Origin of the sequence: Candidatus Pantoea communis (assembly GCF_011752685.1) — a bacterium.
Lineage (GTDB): Bacteria > Pseudomonadota > Gammaproteobacteria > Enterobacterales > Enterobacteriaceae > Pantoea > Pantoea communis.
This window is the reverse complement of sequence record NZ_VWXC01000009.1, coordinates 221,810-233,234: the sequence shown is the minus strand read 5'-3', so window position 1 is coordinate 233,234 and position 11,425 is coordinate 221,810. Positions and strand designations below refer to the sequence as shown.

Here is an 11,425-nt window from a genome sequence, read left to right as displayed (position 1 = left end):
TGAGAGTCCTGAAGGGACGTTGAAGACGACGACGTTGATAGGCCGGATGTGTAAGTGCAGCGATGCATTGAGCTAACCGGTACTAATGACCCGTGAGGCTTAACCTTACAACGCCAGAGGCGTTTTTGAGAGACGCAGAAGTAGATTTTCAGCTTTGTTCGAACGGATTGGTTCGCGTGGTGACGGATGTCACGGCGTGAATAACAGAATTTGCCTGGCGGCTTTAGCGCGGTGGTCCCACCTGACCCCATGCCGAACTCAGAAGTGAAACGCCGTAGCGCCGATGGTAGTGTGGGGCCTCCCCATGCGAGAGTAGGGAACTGCCAGGCATCAAACAAGTGAAGAACCCTGAACGAAAGTTCAGGGTTTTTTTACGTCTGCAAATCGGCGAAATCAATGCTAACAGCCACGAAGATCGCCAAAATACCGCTAAATGCGCTGCGAAAAAAGCTTGAAGTGCTCCGTAAAGTCCCCCATTTTTCCTCTCAAACACTGTCATTACGCCTCATCTATATGCAAAAAACGCATAAAACACCGCGTTGGTCGCGCAAAGATGTAGCATAAATAGACGGATCAGACCTCCAAATCCCGCTTTAAACTGAAACATTTTCATAATCCGCATGAAGACTCGACATTCAGCGGATGCCAGGCTAACCTCGGGCATCTGGATGTCTAAACGTTTATACGGTTATCAGTAAGAGGTCAGTTAGCTATGCCAATCAGAATCCCCGACGAATTACCGGCAGTGAATTTTTTGCGTAATGAGAACGTGTTTGTCATGGCCTCATCGCGCGCCAGTGTTCAGGAGATTCGCCCGCTAAAAGTACTGATCCTCAACCTGATGCCAAAAAAGATCGAAACGGAAAATCAGTTCTTACGCTTACTCTCCAACTCGCCACTGCAGATCGACATACAGCTACTGCGCATCGACAGCCGTGAGTCACGCAATACGCCGAGCGAGCATCTCAATAACTTCTACTGCAACTTCGAAGATATTGAGCACGATAATTTCGATGGTCTGATCGTTACGGGTGCCCCGCTGGGATTGGTGGATTTCAATGACGTGGCATACTGGCCGCAGATTCAGCGTGTGCTGCACTGGGCTAAAGAACACGTCACATCCACGCTGTTTGTCTGTTGGGCGGTACAAGCCGCGCTGAACATTCTGTACGGCATTCCAAAGCAAACGCGTCAGAACAAACTTTCAGGCGTGTATGAACATCAAATCCTGCATCCGCATGCTTTGTTAACCCGTGGATTTGACGACAATTTCCTCGCGCCGCATTCGCGTTATGCTGATTTCCCGAGCCAGTTAATTCGCGACTATACCGATCTCGAGTTGTTTGCCGAATCTGACGCCACCGGGGCTTACCTGATGGCGAGCAAAGACAAGCGCCTGGCGTTTGTAACTGGCCATCCTGAATACGATGCGCTGACGTTATCCGGTGAATACCATCGTGATTATGATGCCGGGCTGCATCCGGAAGTACCATTTAACTACTTCCCACAAGACAATCCTGAACTGCCACCGCGTGCCACCTGGCGCAGCCACGGTAATCTGTTGTTCTCAAACTGGCTAAACTATTACGTTTACCAGATTACACCGTTCGATCTGCGTCATATGAACCCCACACTCGACTAAAGCAAAGCTCGCTTTTCTCGTTAAATGTGCCGTGACAGCCTCGTGCTGTCGCGGCATTTTTTTTGCCTTGCGCAAACTTGTGGAATCCATTGCCTTTAATTTGAGAGTTTAAATTACATATTTATCAGTACAATAAGGCGATTTAAAAATAAAAATGGAAATAGTTTTTGAAAAAAATATAAAAATCATTATGCTCTGATCTTGCCGGTTAAAAATCACTCTACACCCGGATCCCCGTAAATGGGGACGGATCATAACAGGAGCAGCCCGCATGACAGATTCGGTTATCCACAATACGCTGACCTTCACTCAGCCCTTTACCTACGCGGAAAAGCAGCTGCTCACCCCGCAAGCCATCGACTTCCTGCACACACTGGTCGCGCGTTTTGCACCGGAACGTGAGCGCCTGTTAAAAGCACGTCAGCAGCGCCAGCAGCGTTACGATCAGGGTGCCTTACCTGACTTTGATTCGGAAACCACTTCCATTCGTGAACGTGACTGGCAGGTTCGCCCGATTCCCCAATTGCTGCGCGATCGTCGCGTCGAGATCACCGGCCCGCCGGATCGCAAAATGGTGATCAACGCGCTGAATGCGAACGTCAACGTCTTCATGGCCGATTTCGAGGATTCGCTGGCACCCACCTGGCAGAAATTGATGGATGGCCAGCTGACACTGCGGGATGCGGTCAACGGCACGCTGAACTTCACCAGTGAAGCGGGCAAGATCTACCAGCTGAAATCCGATCCTGCTCTGCTGATGTGTCGTGTACGTGGGCTGCATCTGAATGAAAAACACGTTGAGTGGCGCGATCGGGCCATTCCCGGCGGGCTGTTTGATTTTGCGCTTTACCTGTTCCACAACGTTGATGCGCTGCTTGAGAAGGGGCATGGCCCCTGGTTTTATCTGCCAAAAACCGAGCATGCATCTGAAGTGGCGTGGTGGCGTGAGATCTTCCGCTTTAGCGAGGATCGCTTTGATCTGCCGCGCGGCACCATCAAAGCCACGGTATTGATCGAAACGCTGCCAGCGGTATTCCAGATGGATGAGATCTTGTGGGAGCTGCGCGATCACGTGGTCGGCCTGAATTGTGGTCGCTGGGATTACATCTTCAGCTACATCAAAACCCTGGCACAGCACGGCGATCGCATTCTGCCGGACCGCCAGCAAATCAGTATGGATCAGCCCTTCCTCGATGCCTATTCACGGTTGCTGATCAAAACCTGCCACCGCCGCGGCGCACTGGCGATGGGCGGCATGTCCGCGCTGATTCCGAGCAAAGATGCCGAGCGTAATGCGTGGGTGATGCAGAAAGTACAAGAAGACAAAGCGCGTGAAGCCGGTAACGGCCATGACGGCACCTGGGTCGCGCATCCGGGGCTGGCCGATATCGCCATGGCTGAATTCGACCGTCAGCTCGGCAATCAGCCTAATCAGCTGCAGGTCAGCCGCGATCAGGATGCACCCATCACCGCCGAACGTCTGCTGCGGCCATGTCGGGGTCTGCGCACTGAAGCGGGTATGCGCGCCAACATTCGCGTGGCGTTGCAGTACCTTGAGGCGTGGATTGGGGGTAACGGCTGCGTGCCGATTGATGGGTTGATGGAGGATGCCGCCACGGCAGAAATTGCCCGCACCTCCATCTGGCAGTGGATTCATCACAAGCAGATCCTCAGCGATGGCCAACTGGTGACCGCCGAACTGTTTGAGCGGCTACTCGATGAAGAGATGCTGGCCCTGCAACAAACGTTGGGCGAGGAGCGCTTCCGTAGCGGACGCTTTGCCGATGCCGCCGCGCTGATGGCGCAAATCACCACGGATAACGAACTGGTTTCTTTCCTTACTCTGCCGGGCTACCGCCTGCTGCCATGAACCTGGAGATAACGCTATGAATCGTCACCAACAGATCAAACAACTGGAATCGAGCTGGAACGACGCGCGCTGGCAGGGCATTACCCGCCCCTACAGCGCGGAAGATGTTATCAACCTGCGTGGCTCAGTGAATCCGGCCTGCACGCTGGCAGAGCGCGGGGCGAATAAACTGTGGTCGCTGCTCAACGGTGAGTCCACCAAAGGGTATATCAACAGCCTCGGCGCCTTAACCGGCGGGCAGGCAATACAGCAAGCCAAAGCCGGAATAGAGGCGATCTATCTCTCCGGCTGGCAGGTTGCTGCGGATGCGAATATGGCCGGGCAGATGTATCCCGATCAGTCGCTCTATCCGGCGAACTCGGTGCCGAATGTGGTCGAGCGTATCAATCAGAGCTTCCAGCGCGCCGACCAGATTCAGTGGGCGAATGGTCTGTCGCCAGAAGATGAAGGCTTTATTGACTACTTCCTGCCGATTGTGGCGGATGCAGAAGCGGGATTTGGTGGCGTGCTCAATGCCTTCGAGCTGATGAAATCGATGATTCAGGCAGGTGCCGGTGCGGTGCACTTTGAAGATCAGCTGGCCTCGGTGAAGAAGTGTGGCCATATGGGTGGCAAAGTGTTAGTGCCCACTCAGGAAGCGATTCAGAAACTGGTGGCTGCGCGGCTGGCAGCTGATGTCATGGGCGTGCCGACGATATTGCTGGCACGCACCGATGCGGATGCCGCTGACTTGATTACCTCCGACTGTGACGAGCGCGATGCGCCGTTTATCACCGGGCAACGTACCGCTGAAGGGTTCTTCCGTACTCGCGCCGGTATTGAGCAGGCGATCAGCCGTGGCTTGTCGTATGCGCCGTACGCAGATGTATTGTGGTGCGAAACCTCGACGCCGGATCTCGAACTGGCGCAACGTTTTGCCGACGCGATTCACGCGCAGTATCCGGGCAAGTTGCTGGCCTACAACTGCTCGCCGTCATTCAACTGGAAGAAGAATCTCGACGATCGCACCATCGCCCGTTTCCAGCAGGCATTAAGCGACATGGGCTATCGCTTCCAGTTCATTACGCTGGCCGGCATTCATAGCATGTGGTTCAACATGTTCGATCTGGCACACGCGTATGCGCAGGGTGAAGGGATGCGCCATTACGTTGAGAAAGTGCAGCAGCCGGAATTTGCCGCGCGCGAAAAAGGCTACACCTTCTCCTCTCATCAGCAGGAAGTGGGCACCGGCTATTTTGATCGCATCACCAACGTGATTCAGGGCGGCCAGTCCTCAGTCACTGCGCTGACCGGTTCGACGGAAGCCGCGCAGTTCTGATCAGTCTGCATGCGTACCCTACGAAAATGGCACGACCCATTCGTAGGGTCGCCATTGATGGCGACTAAAACCGCATCGCGGACTTTCATCACGCCTGGCCCATGGATGGGCTCCCTTTGCCGGAGCGTTGCCGATGACACCAAGAGAATCTCTGATTGCCCACACCATTCTGCAAGGTTTCGACGCGCAGTATGGCCGCTTTCTGGATATCACCGCAGGCGCCCAGCAGCGCTTCGAGCAGGCCGACTGGCATGCCGTGCAGCAGGCAATGAAAGCGCGTATCCATCTTTACGATCACCATGTTGGATTGGTGACCAACCAACTGCGCATCCTCAATGATGTGTCAAACTGGGATGAAGCGTTCTGGCTGCGGGTAAAAAGCCACTATGAGACGCTGCTACCCGGTTATCCGCGCCATGAAATTGCCGAAAGCTTCTTTAATTCCGTCTATTGTCGCTTGCAGGGGCACAGCCATCTCGATCCAAATCGGCTGTTTATCTTCCCGTCGCAGCCCTATGTCGCCGCGCCGATGGCACAACGTCCATTGTCGCGGCTGTACCGTCCACAAGGCAGCTGGCATGAAGTATTAAGGCAGGTTCTGAACGATATTCCTTTGCGCTTGCCCTGGCAGGATATCACCCGCGATATCGGCTGGATCGTCCGCCACTTGCATGAACAGTTCAGCCCCGCTCAACTGGCCACCGCCACGCTGGATGTCGCCGGTGAACTGTTCTACCGCAATAAAACCGCCTGGATCGTGGCGCGATTACAGTTGAGTGATGGCATGGTGCCTTGCTTGCTGCCCATCCAGCGTGATGAGGCGGGACGCTTGTGGATCGACACCTGCTTAACCGACAGCGACGACGCCAGCATCGTGTTTGGCTTCGCCCGCGCCTACTTTATGGTATATGCACCCGTGCCTGCGGCGTTGGTTGCCTGGCTGCAACCGATTCTGCCGGGAAAAACTCTCGCCGAGCGCTACATGGCCATCGGCTGCCAGAAACACGGTAAAACCGAATGTTACCGTGAATACCTGCATTATCTGGCACACAGTGATGAAGAGTTCACTATCGCGCCCGGCATCCGCGGCATGGTGATGCTGGTGTTTACACTGCCTGGATTTGATCGCGTATTTAAGGTGATTAAAGATCGCTTCGCGCCGCAGAAAGAGGTCACCGATGCGCAGGTGCGGGATTGCTATCGCATGGTCAAAGAGCACGACCGCGTAGGACGCATGGCCGATACGCAAGAGTTTGAATATTTCGCGATACCGCGCGCACGTATTCCGGCAGCGCTGATGGAGGAATTTCAACGCGATATTCCGGAGAAGATGGAACTGCGTGACGACGTGCTGATCATTCGACATCTGTGGCTGGAGCGCCGTATGGAGCCACTCAATTTGTGGCTGGCGCAGGCCACACCAGAACAGCGTCAGCACGCGATTGGCGAATATGGCGATGCGATTCGCCAACTGGCGGCAGCGAACATTTTCCCCGGCGACATGCTATTTAAAAACTTCGGCATGACGCGTCACGGTCGCGTGGTGTTTTACGACTACGATGAAATTCGGCCTATGACCGAACTGCAGTTCCGCGATGTGCCGCCAGCACGTTACGAAGAGGATGAGCTGCAAGCCGAGCCGTGGTACAGCGTGGGGCCGGATGATGTGTTCCCGGAAACTTTCCGCTATGCGCTGTGCAGCGAGCCGGGCACCGGTAAGTTATTGCTCGCGCTGCACCCGCAGCTGTTTGATCCGTGCTGGTGGCGCGCGCTGCAAACGCGCATCCGGGAAGGGCACATCGAAGAAGTGATCGCCTGGCGCGCCGGACAGCGTTTCAGCGCGCGCTATGCATCAGTGGCCGCTTAGCGGCCAGAATAGGTCTGCGTCACCTGCCTGGCGGCACGGATCACCAGCGCGCCCAGTTCGGTCACACGGTCGTCGGTCATGCGTGCTATCGGGCCGGAAATCGAGATGGCGGCAAAAGGCTCGCTGTGCTCATCATAGATGGGTGCCGCCACGCAGCGCAGGCCCAGCGCGTGCTCTTCATCATCGTGCGAAAAGCCCATCTTACGGATCAGCGCCAGATTCTCTTTCAGGCTGTGCGGAGACATCAAAGTTTTCGGCGTGTAGTGGTGCAATCCTTTCTGATGCAACAGCGCGGTCACCTGCTCATCGCTGAGATGGGCGAGAAATGCTTTGCCTGCGCCAGACGCGTGCATCGGTAGCTTACCGCCAATCGGTGCCGACATACGCATCAGCTGCGTACACTGCACCTGGTCGATAATCACTGCCTGATAGTCGCTGAGATCCAGCACCGCCAGATTCACGGTCTCTCCGGCATCTTCCATCAGTTTACGCAGGATGGGATGCACAATCGCCAGCAGATTGCGGCTCTGAAGAAAACTGCTGCCGACCACAAAGGCATGTGAGCCGATGGTCCAGAAGCCCAGATCACCAACCTGATGCACAAATCCCTGCTGCTGCATGGTGGTCAGCAAGCGATGCGTGGTGGAGTTCGGTAAGCCGGCCTGTTGAGCCAGCTCGGTCAGCGCGACGCTGCCGTGAGATTCGGCGATCAGTTCGAGTAAACGCAAACCGCGCGTCAGGGATTGAACTTGCCCACCTGTCGGGGCGCTGGTGGCTGTTGCGGCACGCGGTTTTTTTCCACGTTTCGCCGGTACTGGGGTTGCCATAACGTCTCCACAATCGCATCAATGCTGGAAACCATTTTCGTTTTTGGGCGTATGAATGCAAACGCTGCTTTACTGGTCGGATCTGTAATGCTTTCAGGCTGAAAATGTCTCATCTGTCGTGACTTTTGCTCACCGGAAAGTTATGACAGTATGTTTGGCTGGCATATTAGCCAACGCAATGACGTGGACGGGGCGAGAGTGAGCAATAAAACCGAAATGCTGCATCAGCAACTGGCACAACGCATTATGATTTTGGACGGTGGTATGGGCACCATGATCCAGAGTTATAAACTCAGCGAAGCCGATTTTCGTGGCAGCCGTTTTGCCGACTGGCCCTCCGATTTGAAAGGCAATAACGACCTGTTAGTGCTGACCAAACCTGAAGTGATCCGTGAAATCCACGATGCCTATCTCGCCGCTGGCGCAGATATTCTGGAAACCAACACCTTCAACTCCACCACCATTGCGATGGCTGATTACGCGATGGAAGCTTTGTCAGCGGAGATTAACTTTGAAGCGGCAAAACTGGCGCGCGCCAGTGCGGATGCATGGACGGTAAAAACACCTGACCGACCGCGCTATGTTGCGGGCGTGCTCGGCCCCACCAATCGCACCTGCTCCATCTCGCCGGATGTGAATGATCCTGCCTTCCGAAACGTCACCTTCAATCAGCTGGTGGAAGCCTACCGCGAATCAACGCATGCGCTGATTGAGGGTGGCTCCGACCTGATCATGATAGAGACGGTGTTCGATACCCTGAATGCCAAGGCGGCGATTTACGCCGTGCAGGTCGAGATGGAAGCGATGGGCGTGAAGCTGCCGGTGATGATCTCCGGTACCATTACCGATGCCTCGGGTCGCACACTCTCCGGCCAGACCACAGAAGGTTTCTACAACTCACTGCGTCACGCCGAGCCGCTGTCGTTTGGCCTGAACTGTGCGCTCGGTCCAGACGAGCTGCGCCAGTACGTGCAGGAGCTATCCCGCATTGCGGAAGGCTATGTCACTGCTCACCCTAACGCCGGTTTGCCGAATGCGTTTGGTGAATACGATTTAGATGCGGCAACCATGGCTGAACAGATCGGCGAATGGGCGCGAGCCGGTTTCCTGAATATCATCGGCGGCTGCTGCGGTACCACGCCGGAACATATCGCGGCGATGGCGGCGGCGGTTGAGGGCGTTGCCCCCCGCCAGCTGCCTGAAATCCCTGTTGCCTGCCGTCTGTCCGGTCTGGAACCCCTGAATATTCACGCTGATTCGCTGTTTGTGAACGTCGGTGAACGCACCAACGTCACGGGTTCGGCCAAATTTAAGCGTCTGATTAAAGAAGAGAAGTACAACGAAGCGTTGGATGTGGCCCGTCAGCAGGTGGAAAGCGGCGCGCAAATTATCGATATCAACATGGACGAAGGCATGCTGGATGCGGAAGCTGCGATGGTGCGCTTCCTCAACCTGATTGCCGGTGAACCCGATATCGCGCGCGTACCGATCATGATCGACTCCTCCAAGTGGGAGGTGATCGAGAAAGGGCTGCAGTGCATTCAGGGCAAAGGCATTGTTAACTCAATTTCGATGAAAGAGGGTGTTGAGCCATTTATCGAACACGCGCGTAAAGTGCGACGCTACGGTGCCGCCATGGTGGTGATGGCGTTTGATGAAGTCGGCCAGGCGGATACCCGCGCACGTAAAATCGAAATCTGTCGCCGAGCCTACAAGATCCTGACGGAAGAGGTCGGTTTCCCGCCAGAAGACATCATTTTCGACCCAAACATCTTCGCAGTCGCCACCGGTATTGAAGAGCATAACAACTATGCGATGGACTTTATCGGCGCCTGTGAAGACATCAAGCGCGAGCTGCCGCATGCGATGATCTCCGGCGGCGTGTCTAACGTGTCGTTCTCGTTCCGTGGTAACGATCCAGTGCGCGAGGCGATTCACGCGGTGTTCCTCTATTACGCGATTCGCAATGGGATGGATATGGGCATCGTCAACGCCGGTCAGCTGGCGATCTATGACGACTTGCCCGCAGAACTGCGCGATGCGGTGGAAGATGTGGTGCTGAACCGTCGTGACGATGGCACTGAGCGTTTGCTGGAGCTGGCGGAGAAATATCGCGGTAGCAAGAGCGACGGTGAGCAGGAGAAGCAGCAGGCCGAATGGCGCAGTTGGGACGTGGTCAAGCGTCTGGAATACTCGCTGGTAAAAGGCATCACTGAATTTATTGAGCTGGACACCGAGGAGGCGCGTCAGGCTGCCGCAAGGCCCATTGAAGTGATTGAAGGGCCGCTGATGTCCGGCATGAACGTGGTCGGCGATTTGTTCGGCGAGGGTAAAATGTTCCTGCCGCAGGTAGTGAAATCGGCGCGCGTGATGAAGCAGGCGGTGGCTTATCTCGAACCTTATATTGAAGCCAGCAAAGAAGTCGGGCGCAGCAACGGTAAAATCGTGCTGGCGACGGTGAAGGGCGATGTGCATGACATCGGTAAAAACATTGTCGGCGTGGTGCTGCAGTGTAATAACTACGAAATTATCGATCTTGGCGTGATGGTGCCAAGTGACAAAATCCTGAAAACCGCCATTGCTGAAAATGCCGATATCATTGGGCTTTCCGGGCTGATTACGCCTTCGCTGGATGAGATGGTCAACGTGGCGAAAGAGATGGAGCGCCAGGGCTTCACCATCCCGTTACTGATTGGCGGTGCGACCACGTCGAAAGCGCATACGGCAGTGAAGATCGAGCAGAACTACAGTGGTCCAACGGTGTATGTGCAAAACGCCTCACGCACCGTGGGTGTTGTCTCTTCACTGCTCTCAGAAAGCCTCAAAGAGGAGTTTGTGGCCCGAACGCGCAAAGAGTACGACACGGTGCGCATTCAGCACGCACGTAAGAAGCCACGCACGCCGCCGGTCAGCCTGCAAACCGCACGCGACAACGATTACGCCATCGACTGGGAAAGCTATACGCCGCCGGTCGCGCATCGCCTTGGGGTCAGCGCGGTTGAAGCCAGTATCGACACCCTCCGTAACTACATCGACTGGACGCCGTTCTTTATGACCTGGTCGCTGGCGGGGAAATACCCGCGCATTCTCGAAGATGAAGTGGTGGGTGAAGAGGCTAAACGCCTGTTTGCCGATGCCAACGCCATGTTGGACAGGCTCAGTGAAACCGGCACCCTCAATCCGCGTGGCGTAGTTGGGATTTTCCCGGCAAACCGCGTCGGAGACGATATTGAAGTCTACCGTGATGAAAACCGCGATCAGGTGATAGGTGTGAGCCATCACTTACGTCAGCAGACCGAGAAAACCGACTTCGCCAACTACTGCTTAGCTGACTTTGTCGCACCGAAATCCAGCGGTAAAGCCGATTATCTCGGCGCGTTTGCTGTCACCGGTGGACTGGAAGAGGATGCGCTGGCCGAAGCGTATGAGCAGCAACATGATGATTACAACAAGATCATGGTCAAGGCGCTGGCAGATCGTCTGGCAGAAGCTTTTGCCGAATATCTGCATGAGCGGGTACGTAAGGTGATTTGGGGCTTTGCCGCTCATGAGAACCTGAGTAACGAAGAGTTGATTCGCGAAAATTATCAGGGCATTCGTCCTGCTCCGGGCTATCCGGCCTGTCCGGAACACACGGAGAAAGCGCAAATCTGGCAGTTGCTGGATGTGGAGACGCACACTGGCATGAAGCTCACGGAGTCCTTTGCTATGTGGCCGGGCGCGGCAGTATCCGGCTGGTATTTCAGCCATCCGGACAGCAAATACTTCGCTGTGGCGCAGATTCAGCGCGATCAGGTGGAAGATTACGCGGCGCGTAAAGGGATGAGTGTCAGCGAGGTTGAGCGCTGGCTGGCACCGAATCTGGGTTATGACGCGGATTGATGGGCTGATGGCGTAAAAG

General features: G+C 55.2%; 6 protein-coding genes and 2 rRNA genes. 7 read left to right on the top strand and 1 reads right to left on the bottom strand.

Annotation, left to right across the window (positions count from 1 at the left end; all coding sequences use genetic code 11):
• From F3J37_RS14215 to aceK, 6 genes are all read left to right on the top strand, one after another.
• Positions 1–107 (top strand): 23S ribosomal RNA (locus F3J37_RS14215); the annotation flags it as partial.
• A 106-nt stretch (positions 108–213) separates the two neighbouring features.
• A 5S ribosomal RNA gene (gene rrf, locus F3J37_RS14210) occupies positions 214–329 on the top strand.
• Positions 330–712: 383 nt separating this feature from the next.
• Positions 713–1,642 carry a homoserine O-acetyltransferase MetA gene (gene metA, locus F3J37_RS14205; protein ID WP_034827128.1) on the top strand — a complete coding sequence of 310 codons (930 nt, stop codon included), beginning with the start codon at positions 713–715 and terminating at the stop codon, positions 1,640–1,642.
• A 271-nt stretch (positions 1,643–1,913) separates the two neighbouring features.
• Positions 1,914–3,512 carry a malate synthase A gene (gene aceB / locus F3J37_RS14200; protein ID WP_166933976.1) on the top strand — a complete coding sequence of 533 codons (1,599 nt, stop codon included), beginning with the start codon at positions 1,914–1,916 and terminating at the stop codon, positions 3,510–3,512.
• Positions 3,513–3,528: 16 nt separating this feature from the next.
• Positions 3,529–4,830 carry an isocitrate lyase gene (gene aceA, locus F3J37_RS14195; RefSeq protein WP_058960030.1) on the top strand — a complete coding sequence of 434 codons (1,302 nt, stop codon included), beginning with the start codon at positions 3,529–3,531 and terminating at the stop codon, positions 4,828–4,830.
• Positions 4,831–4,963: 133 nt separating this feature from the next.
• A complete protein-coding gene (aceK, locus tag F3J37_RS14190) occupies positions 4,964–6,697 on the top strand; it encodes a bifunctional isocitrate dehydrogenase kinase/phosphatase (RefSeq protein WP_166933974.1) in 1,734 nt (577 codons plus the stop codon).
• Here the strand turns inward: aceK and iclR are convergent.
• Entirely contained in the window at positions 6,694–7,524 is an 831-nt protein-coding gene (gene iclR / locus F3J37_RS14185; RefSeq protein ID WP_166933972.1) for a glyoxylate bypass operon transcriptional repressor IclR, read from the bottom strand. The two genes, aceK and iclR, sit on opposite strands and share 4 nt — an antisense overlap.
• A gap of 198 nt (positions 7,525–7,722) precedes the next feature.
• On the opposite strand from iclR, the gene metH reads away from it, so the two are divergent.
• Positions 7,723–11,406 (top strand): methionine synthase, encoded by a 3,684-nt coding sequence (gene metH / locus F3J37_RS14180; protein WP_166933970.1) that lies wholly within the window; start codon positions 7,723–7,725, stop codon positions 11,404–11,406.
• Positions 11,407–11,425: the final 19 nt, after the last annotated feature.

What these genes read in the sequence shown, in the direction of transcription:
- metA (WP_034827128.1), top strand. Translation starts at nt 713, where the DNA reads ATGCCAATCAGAATCCCCGACGAATTACCGGCAGTGAATTTTTTGCGT.
- aceB (WP_166933976.1), top strand. Translation starts at nt 1,914, where the DNA reads ATGACAGATTCGGTTATCCACAATACGCTGACCTTCACTCAGCCCTTT.
- iclR (WP_166933972.1), bottom strand. Translation starts at nt 7,524, where the DNA reads ATGGCAACCCCAGTACCGGCGAAACGTGGAAAAAAACCGCGTGCCGCA.
- aceA (WP_058960030.1), top strand. Translation starts at nt 3,529, where the DNA reads ATGAATCGTCACCAACAGATCAAACAACTGGAATCGAGCTGGAACGAC.
- aceK (WP_166933974.1), top strand. Translation starts at nt 4,964, where the DNA reads ATGACACCAAGAGAATCTCTGATTGCCCACACCATTCTGCAAGGTTTC.